Origin of the sequence: Rhodohalobacter sp. SW132, from assembly GCF_003390325.1 — a bacterium.
Taxonomy (GTDB): domain Bacteria; phylum Bacteroidota; class Rhodothermia; order Balneolales; family Balneolaceae; genus SW132.
Genome location: NZ_QUOK01000002.1, coordinates 295,910 through 314,606, shown reverse-complemented (window position 1 = coordinate 314,606; position 18,697 = coordinate 295,910). Strand labels below are relative to the sequence as shown.

General features: G+C 44.9%; 12 protein-coding genes. 7 read left to right on the top strand and 5 right to left on the bottom strand.

Annotated elements, in window-relative coordinates; all coding sequences use genetic code 11:
- Window positions 1-105: 105 nt before the first annotated feature.
- The 4 genes from DYD21_RS05905 to DYD21_RS05890 form a co-directional block, all read right to left on the bottom strand.
- On the bottom strand, window positions 106-693 hold the full coding sequence (locus tag DYD21_RS05905; protein ID WP_116034019.1) for an anti-sigma factor: 588 nt from the start codon (window positions 691-693) through the stop codon (window positions 106-108).
- Complete coding sequence (locus DYD21_RS05900) at window positions 690-1,325, bottom strand: RNA polymerase sigma factor (protein WP_116034017.1); 636 nt, start codon at window positions 1,323-1,325, stop codon at window positions 690-692. The genes DYD21_RS05905 and DYD21_RS05900 overlap by 4 nt, the downstream gene beginning before the upstream one ends.
- A 541-nt stretch (window positions 1,326-1,866) precedes the next feature.
- Window positions 1,867-3,549 (bottom strand): T9SS type A sorting domain-containing protein, encoded by a 1,683-nt coding sequence (locus DYD21_RS05895; protein ID WP_116034014.1) that lies wholly within the window; start codon window positions 3,547-3,549, stop codon window positions 1,867-1,869.
- 102 nt (window positions 3,550-3,651) lie between these two features.
- Complete coding sequence (locus tag DYD21_RS05890; protein ID WP_116034601.1) at window positions 3,652-5,169, bottom strand: alpha-N-arabinofuranosidase; 1,518 nt, start codon at window positions 5,167-5,169, stop codon at window positions 3,652-3,654.
- 541 nt (window positions 5,170-5,710) lie between these two features.
- Here DYD21_RS05890 and DYD21_RS05885 point away from each other — a divergent pair.
- The 3 genes from DYD21_RS05885 (at window position 5,711) to DYD21_RS05875 (ending at window position 10,761) form a co-directional block, all read left to right on the top strand.
- Complete coding sequence (locus DYD21_RS05885; protein WP_116034012.1) at window positions 5,711-6,664, top strand: hypothetical protein; 954 nt, start codon at window positions 5,711-5,713, stop codon at window positions 6,662-6,664.
- Between the two features lie 23 nt (window positions 6,665-6,687).
- Window positions 6,688-7,230, top strand: coding sequence for a hypothetical protein (locus tag DYD21_RS05880; RefSeq protein ID WP_116034009.1), 543 nt, complete (start codon window positions 6,688-6,690; stop codon window positions 7,228-7,230).
- Between the two features lie 474 nt (window positions 7,231-7,704).
- Window positions 7,705-10,761 (top strand): glycosyl hydrolase 115 family protein, encoded by a 3,057-nt coding sequence (locus DYD21_RS05875; RefSeq protein WP_116034007.1) that lies wholly within the window; start codon window positions 7,705-7,707, stop codon window positions 10,759-10,761.
- 183 nt (window positions 10,762-10,944) lie between these two features.
- On the opposite strand, the gene DYD21_RS20985 is transcribed toward DYD21_RS05875, so the two are convergent.
- Window positions 10,945-11,103, bottom strand: a complete 159-nt coding sequence (locus DYD21_RS20985) for a hypothetical protein (RefSeq protein WP_158551432.1) — start codon at window positions 11,101-11,103, stop codon at window positions 10,945-10,947.
- Window positions 11,104-11,184: 81 nt separating this feature from the next.
- Here DYD21_RS20985 and DYD21_RS05870 point away from each other — a divergent pair, with 81 nt between their 5' ends.
- From DYD21_RS05870 to DYD21_RS05855, 4 genes are all read left to right on the top strand, one after another.
- Window positions 11,185-14,622: a CotH kinase family protein gene (locus tag DYD21_RS05870; RefSeq protein ID WP_116034005.1), complete on the top strand. Its 3,438-nt coding sequence runs from the start codon at window positions 11,185-11,187 to the stop codon at window positions 14,620-14,622.
- Between the two features lie 498 nt (window positions 14,623-15,120).
- Window positions 15,121-16,008: a PD40 domain-containing protein gene (locus DYD21_RS05865; protein WP_116034002.1), complete on the top strand. Its 888-nt coding sequence runs from the start codon at window positions 15,121-15,123 to the stop codon at window positions 16,006-16,008.
- Between the two features lie 212 nt (window positions 16,009-16,220).
- Window positions 16,221-16,835 (top strand): hypothetical protein, encoded by a 615-nt coding sequence (locus DYD21_RS05860; protein WP_116034000.1) that lies wholly within the window; start codon window positions 16,221-16,223, stop codon window positions 16,833-16,835.
- 494 nt (window positions 16,836-17,329) lie between these two features.
- Entirely contained in the window at window positions 17,330-18,586 is a 1,257-nt protein-coding gene (locus tag DYD21_RS05855) for a hypothetical protein (RefSeq protein ID WP_116033997.1), read from the top strand.
- The last annotated feature ends 111 nt before the right edge of the window (window positions 18,587-18,697 follow it).

Genomic DNA, 18,697 nt, shown 5'->3' with positions numbered 1-18,697 from the left:
ATATAACCCTCGTCTGTCCCCTAACCAAAAGAAGTTATTCACATCAAAATGTGAATATCTTTTAAAAAGTGGAGTTTTAGCCCTCTACAGAGCGTTTCAGAATGTTTATCGACGAGGGCTACTGCCCGTTAATTGAAGTGATCGGGTAACAGATTCACGCTGAAATGTATTTTCAGCTGGTCTGAGTCTGTTTAGACTTTCATTCATATCAGATAACCTGGATTGATTCAATCCGTTATCCAATACACCCAATCGCAGAACATCATTTCGGTCTACCCATGGAGAGTGTGCAGTGTGATTGGGTGCAATTTGTTGTGGCTCAGATTCTATAACAGATTGATTCAACTGCATCGATGCCTGAGACTGGGCTTCATCAGAACTGAATGGGTTATCCATTAATAGTGACCCGGTTGTTAGGCCAAATAGTAGTACAGCCGCTGATAGATACAATCGAAAATTACTTTTTGATTGTTTAGCGGAGTGTTCAGCTGCCAATTTTATGATAGAATCAGATAATTCAGCTGGCGGTGAAATTTCAGGCAGATCCTCTATTTTGTTTTGCATCCGCCTGATGGATTCTACTTCAATAATAAGATCCGGATTTGCATTGAGTTCGCGTTCGAACTCAACTTTTTCAGCCGGATCCAGTTCATTAAGTATATACTTAATGCTTTTCGTATCTCTTCTGCTCATACACTATTCGCTTCTTTCTCATGCTCCTCATCAAACATTTTCCTTAGATTGATTAATGCATAGCGCATTCGTCCAAGTGCAGTATTGATGGAAACATCCGTTAGTTCAGCAATTTCTTTAAAAGGCATCTCGTAATAATGCCTCAGCATTACAACGGTGCGCTGCTCTTCAGGCAAATTGCCAATATGTTTCAACAATTCAGATGTTGATTCATCAAGTTCAAGTTTCTCATCCTGGCCTCTGGCACCTTCGTCCGGCAGCCGCTCATAGAAATCTGTTTTCGAATCATCATCGTATGATCCACTAACGTCAACAAATCGTTTTTGTTTTCGAATGTGATCAATTGTTGCATTATGTGCAATTCGCATCACCCAGGCAATCCATTTTCCTTGTTCGTTATAGGTATCATCCATCTTGGTGATAACCTTGGTAAACGTTTCCTGGAAAATATCGTTGGTAATCTCCCGGTTATGAACCATGCTGAAAATGTAGGAGTACACTTTCGCCTGATGGCGGTTCATTAATTCTTTAAACGCAAGCTGATCGTTTTTCTTGCGATAAAGATGCACGAGTTCACGATCTTTCATCTGATCGTAATTGTCTGGGATATTTTTTGATTTATTCAGTCGCATAATTCTAACGGTTAAGTTCTACGAATACTACTCTATAAACAAATTGCCTGACCTCTGCATTCATTGACTTAAGATCAAACATTGAGCACATCTTACATCGCATTTAAATCTTTCACATCAAATTAACTTCATTCGATGAAAAAAATCTATCACATATTGATGCGACTTCCAGAAAGCCTCTGTTCTGTATCCCTTTTTACATATAGTATTCCATTAAGTTCCGTTGGATACGCTTACAATACACAAAATTGTTTACTTATACCTATTAGAATCAACTGGTAATGTATCGTTTTTTGTGCTGCTATGTACCTGAATTCAAATTACGACTAATGTAATCAATTTCGTAATGATTGAAAAAAAACCTAAAAGACCGGTTTAGCTGTATTGAATTGCCCTATTCACGGTTTATTCTTAGTTCTGTATTGATCATATGCTGATGTTCATTTTACATGAATCCCGGCAAAATAAGATAAGAATAGTGATTTTCTATCCATCCTATCTCTGCCAGGAGTTCACTTTCATGCTTGATCAATCCGGCAACCTACTTTACCAGTACCATTTGGCGTGAGAGCATCATCTCACCTGCTCTCAGGCGATAATGGTATACGCCGCTCGAGAGTTTAGATGCATCAAATTCGGCCTGGTGTGAGCCTGCAGATTGCCGGCCATTTACAAGCTCGGCTACCCGGCGACCTGCCATATCGAAAACTTCAAGACGAACCATGCTGTTTTCAGGAAGGTTGTAGCTGATGGTTGTAGACGGATTAAACGGGTTCGGATAGTTTTGATTCAGCTTGTAATCAGTTGCTATTTCAGCTACAGGGTCGTCCACGGAAGTTCCAAGGCCAGGAAAGGTGATCTCCCAAATTCGGGTCGTAGCATTTGGGTTTAACCAATGCGGATTTTTGTGCTCTACAACATACAGTTTGTTGTCGATCAGTTCAGCATCCACCGGGCTGGTAAACCCCTGAGCAATCCGTGTGGATGTCAAAGTATAGCCGGCTTCTCCATCGGTTTCTGTGAGTTGCAAATGCAGTAAATCTTCCCCGATTTCATCCATATGACTCAGTAAATAGGCATCAATATTATGTCCTGTAAAACCGAGTGCAAATGCGTCACCTTTGTAGTTTCCCTGAAGAGTGGAAGTGGTATCAAATACCAGTCCCAGAACTGATTTGTGGCCTGTAAAAGAGGTGATTGTTGTATCCTCGTCGAACGCACGGAGTATCTCCCCGGTTTCAGGATCGCGGTAGTTCACTGCATCCGGACCAAAATTAGGTATTGCTGCAGTAAATTCTACCCCCTCCGGCGGTGCGGGAAAGTCGGGATCATCATAAAAGTAGTGGTATGAACCGGTCTCAGTCGGCAGCAGCAGATCTTCTTCAGGTACATACCCTTCGAATTGCATAGGGTTTTGATTGCCGCCCATCACCCAGGGAAAACCGTAGTGATGGCCTTCACGCAGCCAGTTCAGCTCCTCTGGATCATCGCGCTCACCAGCGTTGTCGGCTGCAAATAGCTTTCCATCGGTGTTAAATGCCAGGCTAAAACTGTTCCGTGTGCCTTCTGCATACAGGTAACCATTATCCCTGAGAATATCCCTGTCATTTTCCAGAATTATATCCTCACCATCTGCGGGTAATTGCAGAATGATGGCTGTCAGCGGTGCTTCTCTCAAACCGGGATAGCGCCCATCAACTGAATGAACTTCCCCGTGATCGGTTCGCGAGCCGCTGTTCACATAGAGCATCTGCCCGTCCGGACTCACTACCACCCCATTCATCACATGATCAAAAAAGGTGTTGCTGAGTGGATACGGCTCCGATTCCGCCACCGTACTCCACTCCCAGGCTCCGTTGACAACCTCTGCCCGCTTAATGACTCCAATATTCGTAAAATCAGAGTTGTTACGGATATTCCCTACGATAAAAAATCGTCCGTCATAGGAAATATCAAACCCCTGCACATCTTCAAGCCCGTGATCGGAACTGTTTTGCACTTCGGTGAGCTGTCCGTTTTCAATATCTACACTATAAATATCTCCAGGTTGTGTGAGCAGATAAAGTGTTTCATCCTGATGATTATAGGACAGTTTAACGGCCTCAAATGGAACCTCTGTTATTGCCTGAATTGTGAGATCTTCATCCAGTATTTGCGGAGTTTGTGAAAAGAGAAGGACAGGAAAAAAGGTAATCAAAAGAAGTGCCAGTAAGAATCGTATCATATGTAATTATAATCTATATGTGGTTTTATCAAAGAGACGTTTTTGTTGAAACTTATAATAAAAGACCTGTCAGGTTTGCGAAAAACCTGACAGGTCGTACTGTTATTCAACCCGCAAAGCCGCCACAGACATCGGCGGCAGCTCGAGGGTTATTGTGTTACCGTTCAGGCTGTAATTTGTGAATTCTTCAATTGTCAGCCGGTCCGGGTCTTCAAATGTATTTATATCCGCAAAATGTTCTGCGGCCAGAATGCGGCCCTCAGAAAGATTACCGATTTGCTGGCCCCGAATCTCAATTTCAACGCTCTGTGGAGTATTCGGACTTTTATTTGTAATCGTTATTCCGATCTGTCCGTCGCTGTTTTTTGAGGGGGTCATGCTCAGTACGGGGATGCTCTCATCTTCATACGAGTATTCATTGATCTCCATCATGTGTGTATGTAACAGCTGAGTGTCATGGTGAATCCGGTAGAGATCAAACACGTGATAGGTCGGTGTTTTAACCATCTTGTCCCCGTCAGTCAGGATCATCGCCTGAAGCACGTTTATCATCTGGGCAATGTTCGCCATTCGCACGCGATCACTGTGTTTGTTGAGGATATCGAGCGTAATGGAGGCGATGAGCGCATCACGAAGGGAGTTTTGCTGCTCCAGGAATCCCGGGTTTGTTCCGGGGTATGGGTCGGTCCAGATCCCCCATTCATCTACAACCATGGCTACATTTTTTTCAGGGTCAAATTTGTCCATTCGGTTAGAGTGACCCTGAACATATTCATCCATCAACAGCGAGCGCTGAATTCCTGCAAAATAAAGATCTTCATCAAAATCGATCGAAGGGCCTTTGGCGTCCCAGTCTGCAGTGGGAATCACATAATAATGAAGTGAAACACCTTCCATCATATCGCCGGCTTCCTGCATCATATGTTCGGTCCAATCATATTCGGTGTCGTACCGGCCGCTGGCAACGCGAAACAGTTCGTGCCCGCTGAATTCCTTCGTAAAGGTTGCATACTGGCGATACAGATCGGCATAGAATTCTACAGTCATGTTACCGCCGCAGCCCCAGCTTTCATTACCCACGCCGATGTATTTCACACCCCAGGGTTCATCGCGGCCGTTTTCACGCCTCATGTTCGCAAGCGTGCTCTCACCATCGTAATTCAGGTATTCCAGCCATCGGGCCATCTCCCTCGGCGTTCCGCTTCCTACATTCATCGCTATAACCGGTTCGGCATCAATCAGCTCCATCAATCGAAGAAATTCGTGTGTGCCAAAACTGTTATCCTCTTCCACCATTCCCCAGTGGGTGTTGATCCGCACCGGGCGCTCATCTGCGGGACCGATACCATCTTTCCAGTGGTATTCATCCGCAAAACAGCCGCCGGGCCAGCGAACATTGGGAACTTCGAGGTCCCGAAGTGCCTGCAGGACATCATTCCGGTACCCTTCCGTATTCGGGATATCGGAATCCTCACCCACCCAGATGCCGCCATAAATCCCCCGGCCAAGATGTTCGGCAAACTGACCGTAGATGTGTTTGCTGATCTCACTCAGTTCCTGGTCCGCGTTAATGACAACACGATTCTGTTGAGCATCTGCATTATTATTAAAAAAATGCATTTGCATGCATAAAATAAAAATGAACAAAAGCGCTTTTCTGATTTGACTCATCTTTTCACTCACTGTTTGTTAATGTTATTCTGTGTTCGGGAATTGAATTAGATGCTAATTTCTACTATATGATCAAACATCCAAATACACGCACCGCCGATTATTCAGTTGGATGAATGATTGGTATAGGTTTGCAGCAAGTCAGTAATCCAACAAGCAGTTCTTGAGCAAACCTCAACCATTTAAGGCAAACTTTGTTCAACCAATGAGCAAATAATGTACTTGAAAATTTTGAATAATGACAATGATACCTGCGATGACAGTGTCAGAAGACACTCATGAATGGTGATGGCTGTTAAAAAGTGCAGATGTCAAAGTCAGGCACCATTCAATTGCATTTCAACTCATCTAAACCTAAATTTTTTGTATATATAACAGAAATCAGGGAAATGAATGCTTTCTATTCTTACAGAGTTTAGACAACCCGAATCATAATGCAGGAGACGGTCCTGACGAGGTTTCTACCCATCCTGCCTAAAACAAACCGATCATGGAGAAACAATCAACCATCCTTACGATACTGATTTTTTTACTTTTTACTGGCTGCAGCAAGACGGTTGATCCCGGGGAACTGGAACAATACAAGATTGCTTTTGCGGACGGATTAAGCCTGAACACCGTAAACCTGGATGGAAGTGAGCTTACCGAAATTTATAAACTGAGAGGCACTCCCTATAACCTTGAATGGTCACCGGATGCAGGCCGATTGCTTACTGACATATATAACGTCGATTACTTCACCTTAAAACCTGACGGGTCTGATGTAAGAGAGATCGATATTCCCAATTTTCCGGCTTATGGGTTTGGCTGGTTATCACAAGAGGAGTTATTGTTCAGCCGTTTTGATACGGTGTATACCTATCATATCCATTCTGAATCATTTCAAAAAGGGTTTTTGGGAAGAACTCCGGTCGTGTCTCCAAACGGAGACAAAATTGCCTTAAGACGCAATGAGAATGAGCTATTTGTAATGAACAGAGATGGTTCCAACCCCGAAAAAATTGCAGATGACGTCTCCTCGCGTGGCCTTGTATGGTCTCCCGATGGATCAGATATTGCATATATCAGTGACTACAAACTTTGGAAAACAAATCTTGAAAACGGTACCTCTCAGCAATTGAGTCCCGATTCGGAAAACATCATCTCGATTCGGGGTTGGTCGCCCGATGGATCGATGATTATGACTGCGGTTACCGGAGAGAGTCACATGTACCCACCCATGATCATCCGTTCCGATGGAGCCGGATATCACAAATTATCTGATGATGTGACGGCACCGCGATGGCTCCCCGATTCCCGGTCAAACCGGATTGTTTACATATCTGAAGAAGAAAAAAGTTTAAAAATCATGAATTATGATGGAAGCAGCACCCGTTCCATTGCAGATTTAAAACAGCCCGGATTTCACCTGTTTACGATATCTCCTATTCCCCTGCCATCGTAAAGAATCAAATAAAAGCCAGGAAAATGAGCCGTTGCATATTCTTCTTTGATCGACAGTATAGAAGAACTCGAATATTCATCATCCTGTTTCTCATCCTTATCCCCCTCTCCTGTTCTTCCGTTTTCGATATTGAGGAACTTTCTGAAGCGGAACCTGTGCCGTTTGAGATTCTGAGAGGAAGTCCAATGCCGTATGAAGACGAAGAGTCCACAAGTATTACGCGATGCAGGCTGAACTATTCCAATATAGAGACCTCAGCCGGTGAAGCTGAATTGATTATCACCAGTAAGGATGAATTTCAAACGTACATCATCTGCAATGAAGATACCCAGGTAGATTTCAACGATTCGTTTCTCCTTGCGGGGACAAAAGGTCACCACCAGTGCCTTCTGCTATACGGACAAGGTCTTTTCCTGCAAGATGGAACATTGGTTTACAGAGTTGAAATCCGGGAAGCAGCTTGCTTGGTACCGACTGCTGCTTCATATATCGTGAAAGTACCGCGCGAGTATCTCCGCTATCCTGTTGAGTTTGATCTGTTCTGGGGAGACTGGGAAGAAGAGTAACCGATTTGGAACCAAGCCTCCATCAGGTGTTCGCCATCAGGCTCCCCTTAAGCATGGCAAAGCAAAAAGTTTTCAACCCCGGAGGCAGCCGGTTACATCAACATATTTCAAACCTTTAGAGCAACTGACTGACGCTCGTGCACTTCAGCATTGTTTAGATGCCAACCTTCTAAAATCTCACTAATTCTTGTTTTAATTTGCTCTAATTTGCGCAAATTATTACATCTCTTTTCTTTCGTTTAAAACCGAAATTCATTTTATTTCATGGATCGTTCCAACCATTCATAAAAAGATTGAGGCAATTGTTGCTCTCATTCTAATGAATTCAGCGTGCAATTTTTATATAGAAATCACCTCAACACCACGTAATGACTGTAAGCGCTTTTTAATAAACCCCGCGTTTTCAGCCGCTTGCAGCTATCTTTTGGTGATATAGATTCACAATCACAACGCAAAATTTTGAAACCCCTACCGATGAAACGAGACATACCTCTATTGCCTCACACAGCTTCGTCACCCAACCCATTTTCTGATTTAATCAAACCACTCCTTTTTTTACTGATCCTTCCCCTGATTTTGATCGGGTGCTCTGATCGGGAAGAGTATACCGGCGATCAGCATGATGGGTATATGAGCGATCAAACTGAGACTGTCTTACACACCGATGATAGTGGACTTGTCTCCTTTTCATCAGTGGAGGGTCATTTTCCTCTCGCTTCAAATGGCACACCTGTACCGCTTTATATTCACGAGAATGATGATTCCGGCGTGATTCGGGCCTTTCGTGATCTTCAGTCGGATATTGAGCGTGTTACAAATTCGGAACCAGGTCTCTATACTGACACAAATCCGGATGCCGACCGGATCGTGATTGCGGGTACAATCGGCCAAAACCCTGAAATTGACCGGCTGATTGAGGAGGGTAAACTGGATGTCTCTGATGTTGACGGTAAATGGGAAACGTTTGTGATTACTGTTGTGGAAGATCCGTTTCCCGGCACAGAGGAAGCCCTTGTGATTGCCGGAAGTGATAAACGAGGCACAATCTACGGAATTTATGAACTCTCAGAAAAGATCGGGGTCTCCCCATGGTACTGGTGGGCCGATGTACCGGTTGTTCAGCAATCCGATCTCTATATCTCTCCCGAACCCCACTCTCTCGGCGAACCGGCCGTAAAATATCGTGGGATTTTCATCAACAACGAAAACCCGGGACTGCTGGGATGGGTTACCACCCGCTATGGAGGATTTAATCATGAGTTTTATGAGCACGTATTTGAGCTGATCCTCAGGCAAAAAGGGAATTACCTCTGGCCGGCCATGTGGGGGAAAGCGTTTCATGACGATGACCCGATGAATCCCAAGCTTGCAGATGAATATGGAGTGGTGATCGGTTACTCCCACCACGAGCCCCTGATGCGTTCACACATCGAGTGGAGCCGCTATGGTGAAGGCCCATGGGACTACTCCCAAAACGAGGAGCGGCTGCGTGAATTCTGGACCGAGGGTATCGAGCGAATTCACGATTACGAAACCACGGTAACGCTGGGGATGCGCGGCGACGGTGACATGCCTCTGAGTGACGACCGCAACATTGAACTGATGGAGCAAATCATTGCCGATCAGCGTGAAATTATCCGTGAACATGCACAGGACACCTCAAAAATCACGCAATATTGGGCGCTCTATAAAGAAGTACAGGAATATTATGAAATGGGCATGACTGTGCCGGATGACGTGATGATCCTGCTGGCCAACGACAATTGGGGGAACATCCGGTTGTTACCCGATCCGGAAACCGCCCACGAACGTGAAGGCGGATGGGGACTGTATTACCATTTTGACTATGTCGGCGGCCCGCGAACCTATAAAACTCTCAACACAACCCAAATTGCCCGGATTTGGGAACAGATGAATCTGACCTATCAGCACGGTGTAGATGAGTTGTGGCTGGTAAATGTGGGTGATATCAAACCGCACGAATTTCCGATCTCCTTTTTCCTGGATTTTGCATGGAATGCCGATGAGTTCACGCACGATGATATGGATGCGTATCCGGTAAACTGGGCCCGGCAAAATTTCGGTCCACAGTATGCCGAAGAGATTGGCCACATACTCACGGAGTACACCCGAATTAACTCCCGCCGCAAACCGGAATTGCTGGACGAAGATACCTACAGCCTGCAGAACTTCCGGGAAGCAGAACGGGTATTGGAAGAGTGGGAAGAATTGCGTGAAATTACCGAAACAGTTAAAAGCGGACTGTCTGAGAAGTACTACGACGCCTTCTATCAACTGGTTGAATACAAAGTAGAAGCAGCCTCAAGCCTGCATGAAATGTATATGGAAACAGCAAAAAACCGTGCCTACGCCCGGCAGGTGCGCAATACAACCAACGATGTTGCCGAACGCGTACGAGAGCTTTTCAACCAGGCCGATGAAATCAGGGGACGATATCATAGTGTTGCTGACGGAAAATGGAAGCACCAGGCGGATCAAACCTACATCGGCTATACATCCTGGGCTCAGCCGTATGCCGACCGCATGCCCTATGTGGATATCATCCATACACCGTATGACCGTGGTGTGATGGCCGTATCAGCAGAAAACTCGCTGGTACCGTGGCCCGGTCCGTTTTCCTATCCCGGTCCCACTGCAGCCGATGAGCCAAAACTTCCGGTGTTTGATAAATTCAATCAGCAGGAATACTACTTTGAAATATTCAACCAGGGAAGTGAACCTTTTGATTACGAAATCGAAGTGAATGAGCCCTGGGTCACACTTTCGGGCGCTTCCGGATCTATTGATACCCAGGAAAAAGTCTGGGTTAGTATCGACTGGGATAACGTTCCTCATGGCGAACAAGAAGCTTCGATTTATGTGACCGGCCCCAATGCGGAGTGGGACGAACATACCGCTGAGATCAAAATAGAAGTGTTTAATCCTGAAACTCCGTCACGCAATGAGATCCAGGGCTTTGTTGAGAGCAATGGGTATGTATCGATGGAAGCCGGAAATTATGACCGGAATATTACAAAGGACGACCTTCAGTGGAAAAAGATCCCGCAGCTTGGTCGCACCCAATCAGCAATGTCACCCTGGCCGGTGATAGCCGACGTACAGGAGCCCGGCAATCCGGATACACCTCGTCTTGAATATGATATGCATATTTTCAATCCCGGAGAGGTGACCGTACGCGTGTATCTGTCACCGACCAAAAATTACAGCAAAAACTTCCGGAACCTGGATGGCATCCGCTATGCGCTTTCCTTTAACGATGATGAGCCAACTGTGGTAAACATGCACGATGAAATGCCTGAGGGCGGCGGCTTTGATACCAATGTGTGGTATGAATGGACGAGGAACAACGCCATTATCAAAGAAACTACCATAGAAATTTCAGAGGCCGGGTTAAACACGCTTAAATTCTGGCTTGTGGATACCGGCGTAGTGCTGCAAAAAATTGTTGTGAAAACCGATGATATTCCAGAAACGTATCTGGGTCCGCCGGAGAGTTTGCGCGCAAATTAAATTGGATAACATAAACTTATAAGAATCAGTTAAAATAATTCTAATATCATAAAAATTGCTTTGAGACCAGCCTCTTTGATGATCGGCAAATAAAGGCATTACCGGCAGTTCACATATGCTAAAAATAAGTACATCATTGAAGTGGATGCGGTTACCGATAATTTGCCTGATCATAGTGCTGTTTCAGGGTTGCTGTTCTGATGATCGATGTAGTGATACATCAGAAACAATCCTGCTTCCCCATGCCATGCATCCCTCCCACCCGGTTTCCGTGGCGATGGAGGAGATGGCCCGCTCTGGAGTGACGTAACCAAATTGATTTTGAATTTCCTTATTGTTCATCCATTTTAAACAGACATCCAGAACTACGATTTTGAAACAAGATCAAACCCTGAAAAATTCTCTCCACTCAAACCGGCCATTTTGAAATATCATTACTATCGTATCAAAGCGTCTATTTTTGCAATTCCCCTGTTGATGTTGGTATTTACGATGGCACTTCTGCCATTAGAAATAACCGCTCAGCAGCTCTACCTGAATGAAATTGTCGCCTCGAACGGGTCAGGCATTGCGGATGAGGATGGTGATAATGAAGACTGGATTGAAATTTATTATGCCGGGGATGAGCCGCTAAACCTGGAAGGATTTGGCCTGTCTGATGACTACGACCGCCCCTTCCGATGGGAATTTCCTGATGTTACGATTCAGCCGGGAGAGTTTCTGGTGATTTGGGCATCCGGTAAAGATCGCAATGATTCGTCAAGTGAGCTTCACACCAATTTCAGTATTTCTGCATCGGGCGAAGTGGTTCTGCTGACCACGCCGGATGGCGATCGAATCGATGAACTGGAACCAATCGCAATCCCTACCGACATCAGCCTGGGCCGCTACCCCGATGGTACCGGCAACTGGTATTTCTATAACAATCCTACCCCGGGCGAACCCAACGGAGAAGGCGGCTACCAGGATATTCTCGATCCGGTTGAATTTTCACAAACCGGCGGTTTTTATAACTCATCATTTGAACTTACCCTAACCCATCCCGATCCGGATGTGACCATCTACTATACACTGGACGGATCGGAGCCGGAACCCGATAACGTAGGCGGACAAACGTATCCGTACATGGATCGTTACCGGCCCTCCGGCGACCTTCAGGAGCGCAGTTACGAAACCCTGATATATGAACCCGGCTCAACCCTCACCATTGATGACAGAACCGATGAGCCGAATGATTTGAGCCGCCTGCAATCGGCATTCGAACAGAGCACTACGCCATATTATTTTCCCTCTGATCCTATATTCAAAGGCACTGTAATAAGGGCTATTGGTGTAAAAGATGGGTTTGCCCCGGCTGCCCCGGAATCAAACAGTTATTTTATTACAGGCGATCCTGCCGGCAGATATTCCCTGCCCGTACTCTCATTTGGAATCAATGAGGCAAATTTGTTCGATTATGAACGTGGAATGTATGTACCCGGCAAGATATATAATGATACCAATCCCTGGCAGGCCGATGGTGGTGCCAATGCCAATTATCACCAGCGGGGAATTGAATGGGAATCTCCCGCATCTATGGAGATCTTTGACGAGCATACGGGAGAAAGAGTTCACCGGCAGGATATGGGGATACGTATTCATGGAGGATGGAGCCGGGCTGAGCCAATGAAATCACTGAGACTGTACGCCAGAAATCAGTATGGCGACAATAGATTCTACTATCCGGTTTTTCCGAACGAACCTTATAGCGAATACAATCGCCTGATGCTCCGGAATTCCGGAAATGACTGGCCGGAAACGATGTTTCGGGATGCCATGATGCAGGAGATTGTAGGCCATATGAAATTTGACACCCAGGCCTATCAGCCCTATATCATTTTTCTAAACGGAGAATATTGGGGAATTCATAACATGCGCGAGCGATACGACCGGCACTATCTTGCTCGTGTACATGGAGTTGACCCGGATCGTGTAGATATTCTGGAAGGGAATGCTGTGGTAAAGGAGGGTGATAATCAGCACTACAATGAAACGCTCTCCTATATCCGTGACAATTCGATGTCGGATGAAAATCATTATAACTATGCGCTTACCCGGATCGATATGGAGAACTATATCGATTACCAGGTCGCTCAGATTTTTGTCGGGAACACCGACTGGCCCGGAAACAATATCGATTTCTGGCGTTACCGAACCGATTCCTATGAACCCGATGCGCCCCCTCAGCATGATGGGCGCTGGCGCTGGCTTACATTTGATCTGGATTTTGGATTCTATCTTTATGGACAGGGTCCGAATCACAATACGCTGCGTCATGCACTTGGTGAAATATCCCATGCACACGGTAATCCCGGGTGGTCTACTGAACTTTTCAGTGGTCTGATGGAAAGCGAGTCGTTCCAGAATGGCTTTATCAACCGATTTCTGGATCAGCTAAACAGCGCATTTCTGTCAGAACGAACCGTAGATATTATTGAGAATATGGCTGCAGGGATACGTCCTGAAATAGCTGAACACATTCAGCGATGGAACAGACCATTGGGTACCATAAACAACTGGGAGAACAGAATTTCCGACCAGCTTATCCCCTTTGCAGAACAGCGCCCGGATTACTCTCGTCAGCATCTTCGAAACTATTTTGATATTGAAGACGAACATGACATCACCGTGAATGTCTCCGATCCCGCTGAAGGATTTGTCCACGTAAACACAATTGCCATCAGCGGGGAGACGCCGGGAATCGGCCCGGAGCCGTATCCCTGGACCGGAACCTATTTTGAGGGGATTCCCGTCACGCTGAAAGCCGAGCCCCTCCCCGGCTATCGGTTCTCCCACTGGGAAGGGATCGACGCCGAATCTCACCTGCCGGAATTCAGTCATAATCTCACATCTCCCCTGTCGGTAACCGCCGTGTTTGAGGAAGATCCCAACGCCAACCTCTTCCCTCTTGCACATCGGCTGAGCGACAGCTCCTATCAATTTGATGAGTGGCCTGCCGATGCCGAATCGGGAAGTTATCCAAATAATATGGCGTTTGTCTATATGGATGAGCGCGATCCGGAGCTGACAGCACAGGTTGCCGGTTTTACTGATGGCGTGTACGATCTGGATTCACGCACCCGGATCAACGGGCTGGGTCAAGACGGATTTTCGTTTATCAACACCGGAAACGAGGATGGTAATCCCGGGTATCCCGGCACTACTCTCGGCGGTGCAATCCTGGCGCTTGACACCCGGGAGATGAAAAACATCTCTGTACACTGGCAGGGCAGCACCATTCGCCCCAACTCAAGAGTGTACAACCTGCGGCTGCAGTACCGAATCGGCAATGATGGAGAATTTGAAGATCTGATGGATGAGAACGGTGAACCGGTGGAGTATCAGCGAAACGAAGAAGAGGGCCACAGCGAGTGGATCGGGCCGGTGACACTGCCGCAAGAGGCTGAAAACAAAGCGTACGTACAGCTTCTCTGGCGCTACTTCTTCACCGGTGAACGACTGGATGAAGAGAGCGGTCAGCGCTCCAAAATGGCGGTAACGTCGATCCAGGTGGATGGCGAAACATCGACCGACATCGAACCGAAAACGGAACTGCCCCGGGAATTGCAGCTCGACCAAAACTACCCCAACCCGTTTAACCCGGTGACGGTAATCGGATACCAGCTTCCGGTTCAAAGTGATGTGCGCCTTGAAGTATTTGACATGCTCGGCCGACGCGTAGCCGTTTTAGTGGATGGAACGGTTCAGTCAGGCCACCACCAGGCTACATTCGATGCCTCTGGTCTCTCCAGCGGTGTTTATGTTTATCGCCTCACAACCGGGGACGCTGTTCAAACCCGCCAGATGGTGTTGGTGAAATAGGTTTAAAGGACCTGCCAGAGTGCCGAACGGAAGAGAGGTTCCTGGCAGAGTCCGCGGACTTTAGACCTACCAGAGTACGAACGACATGAGCTTCTGGAAGTGTCGCCGCCGGACTTTGAAACACTAATAGTAATGCAATACACCTGTTTTTCTACCATGGAAAATGCACAAGACGAATAAGATGAATCTCTGTTTGATATTGTCCTACTATAAATGGAACTGTTGCCTGGGCTCCCGTACCCATCAAATAAAAAGCTTTATCAAACCGGAACTAAAAACACGTACTGTTATATGGCAATATTTCAGGTAATTGCTTCTTTTTCCTTTTTTAGTTATTTAAAAAGGCTTTAACGATGAACAGCCGTAATTCTTCCAAAAAAGGAATGGAGAGTGTGAATGAGTGAGTGAGAGAAGTAAATATTCAGTGAGTACCAACACTCTTTTCTTAGGATAAATAACCTTTAAAACCTTATCTGATCAAATATAAGGGGGATTCTTATGAAACTGGATACTATAAAAAAAGCATCAGGAATATTCATCTTGCCTTTACTACTCATTTTTTCAGGATGCGATAATCCCTTTCAATCAAAAGATAAAGGGGAGTACAAAATTGCTTTTGATATTAGAAATTCATCAAACAACGTCAAAGATATTTACCTGATGAACACGGATGGGAGCAATAAAATACAGCTTACCCAAAGGCCTTCCGATGTAGATGAAGAGTCATATTATGGGTCCGAAAATCCGGTTTGGTCTCCTGACGGGAAAAGAATTCTGTACAAATCACACCAAAATTGGAAAACCAACTTATATACAATCACACCGGATGGGAAAGAATTAAGTCAAGTGACAAATTTTTCAGGTAATGAATATGCCAATAAATTTGCCTGGTCACCAAATGGGAGCAAGATAGCTGTGTCTACTGACTTAGGAATTTACATTTTAAAAGATAATGGAGATAGTCAGGAGCGGATAACGGATAAACCTGTATGGGATTTGAGTTGGTCGCCAGATGGGTCGAGGATTTCATTTACAACTATCGTTCAATCAGACGATTCAACGTCGAATATGGGTGTAATTAATGTAATAAATGCCGATGGTTCAAATCTTAGAGAACTTACAGCGAAGGAAAAAAACGGAAGGTTTCCATCCTGGGTTCCAGGTAGTAATGAAATTGTATGGACCGGTGGGGATTGGGCGAATGAGAAAAGCATTACTATTATGAATGCTAATGGAGAAGATCAGCAAGAATTAACTTCGGAATATTTACCAACGGCTTTGGCAGTTTCTCCGGATGGTAACAGAATCGCGTTTCATCATTATGTAAGATTATATGTTCATGACTTATACGTAGTAGATATTGCTGGAAAAGGGTTGAAAAACTAAATCCCGATCACATCACTGTAGATGGCTGTACTTCTTTAAGTTGGAGTCCTGATGGAGATAATATCATGATTGAGTGTGGTTATAACATGGAAACACTTCCCGAAGAATATGGGATTTATAAAGTAAAATCTGATGGGAGTAGCTGGTCCTTTCTTTCAAAAGGGACTAACCCCAGTTGGTCACCCGTTCGGATTTATTAATCAAAATTACATATGAAAAGAAAAACCTTCATACGCACAACATCCATCGCCCTTGCCGGATTACCGTTTACCACAATTGCGGGGTGCAAAAGTAATACCAGTAGTGGCGGCGATCATATCCACTGTCAGACCGGTGAGGATATTTTGGGGCCTTTTTATCGTGCGGAGGCTCCGTTCAGAGAGGCCCTGAATGTATTAAGTGAAGAGGGAACGCCTGTTGTTATAAGCGGAAAAGTTATGGGTGGCGCAGAATGCGGCTCTCCCCTGGCAGACGCACTTGTGGATGTATGGCAGGCGGATCATGACGGAGAGTATGATAACGAAAGCGAAGAGTTCAAGTACAGGGGCCGAATCCTGACCAATGAGCAGGGAGAATATGAATTTATGAGCATTCTTCCCGGACGATATTTAAATGGCGGGCAATTCAGACCCCGGCATATCCATTTTATGGTAAAAGCGGAAAATCACATGGATCTGGTGACACAACTCTATTTTGAGGGAGATGAATATATAGAAGTTGATCCATGGGCACGTGAAGCAGAACCGGAACGAATTATATCGCTCCATGAAGAGGATGATATACTAACCGGCAGTTTTGATATCAATCTCCAGTTGAGGAATAGTTAGAAGAGTTGGTCAATGGCCTATAGACCATTTCGATTTTGGGCCTGAAGTTAGATTACAGTACCTGCCGGAGCACCGAACGAAGTGAGGTTCCTGGCAGAATCGCCAGCGGTTCAAGAAACTTAAATTCGAATTCCTCATCTCCAAACACACAACTCTTGCAGGAACTACGCTGCGCTTCGTACTCTGCCTGGTTTTATCGAAAGTATTCCAATGATCTCCTTTTTCAAAAACAGTTTTGATTATTTGTTAACAGTTTATTATTTAGGTAATATATTGCATTTGATTCCACTTTTTATTCAGGATTTGTCATTTGTCGTTCGTTTAGCTGTTCATTGAATCGTCGAGTATATCATTCGGATGAGATTTTTGCTTCTCCGGTCTCTTCCCGATAGGTATAACAGGATTTAAGTGTGTAGTACCATAACCTTGGATTATGCAGAAATAGCAAACCAAAAAAATCAGGGCTGTTTATTTTAAGTAAATATAGGTTCGAGATGAATATTTACAGATTCGCATTCTTATTCGCTGGTGTTTTCTTCATCATTATCTCCGGTTGTTCAGATCGTACATTAGATCCATCAGATGAGGGAGAAGAGCTTGAATCAATTCACAAAGAATCTATTACAGGAGTTGTGCAAAAAGGACCGTTTATCAGCGGCAGCAATGTGATGGTGTTTGAACTCCGTTCATCAGATCTGTCACAAACCGGAAGAACATTTAATACGCAGATTGATAATCACCAGGGTGAATTCCGGATTGAAAATATTGAACTGGAATCACCTTATGTGACGTTTCGGGCTGACGGTTTCTACTTTAATGAGATTCTTGGGAAACAGTCGTCATCACAAATTTCCCTACAGGCACTTGCCGATGTAAGTGAAGATTCAGGGATCAATGTCAATGTAATGTCACATTTGGAGAAACCCCGAATTGAATACCTGATTTCTCAGGGAGTTGAATTTGCTGCGGCAAAAAAACAGGCTCAATCGGAAATTTTATCGATTTTCCATATTGAAAATAACGGTATCTCGCCATCTGAAAAATTGAATATTGCTTCGGCGAAAGAAGGCGATGATATTCTTTTAGCCATCTCTTCGATATTGCAGGGTTACCGGACGGAGGCTGAGCTTTCGGAATTGTTATCTGGCATGATCAATGACCTGAAAGAAGACGGAGAGTTGAACGATCACTCGGTAGGTTCGCAGTTGATCAATCACGCATTATACCTTAATGCTGAAACGATTCGAAAGAATCTTGAACAGAGGTATTCTGATATCGGAAGTGAAACTGAGATCCCGGATTTCAAGCATATCATTGAAAGTTTTGTAAAAAAAACACCTTTTGAAGTTACTAAAAGGCTGATTGACTACCCACCCGAAGGCCGCCATGGAGAGAACATACTCGATCCAAACCGTTCAGAGTATAAAGCCTCCACTAATACCAGTTACTTTATCAGCCTGGCTGCCGACCTGGCTGAAGGTACATCACTGCGAGTAAAGATTTCAACACTCGAAGGAACACCCATTTCTACGGAAGGGATGTGGGCTTATGATGTTATGTCGCCCATTAATTGGGAGGTAAGGCAATATAATTATTCTGATCATACTCAGCAGTTTGTCGCACTTGAGTCGGGTAAAAGTTCCGATCTCAGAATTCGATTTGATCCCGGTCGGTTTCTTGTTGAATATTTTGAAATGGATACTGAGGCAGAAGAACCCGCATGGAGCCGTGAGTTTGAAGTGAGTTATTGATAATGTAACTGTAAATTAATTAGCGACTCATCTGTTTGTTGGATATAAACAGGAAAGAAATTGAATGATCGATATCCTATCCTCAAACCGGGTTTACAAATTGAATAAAAG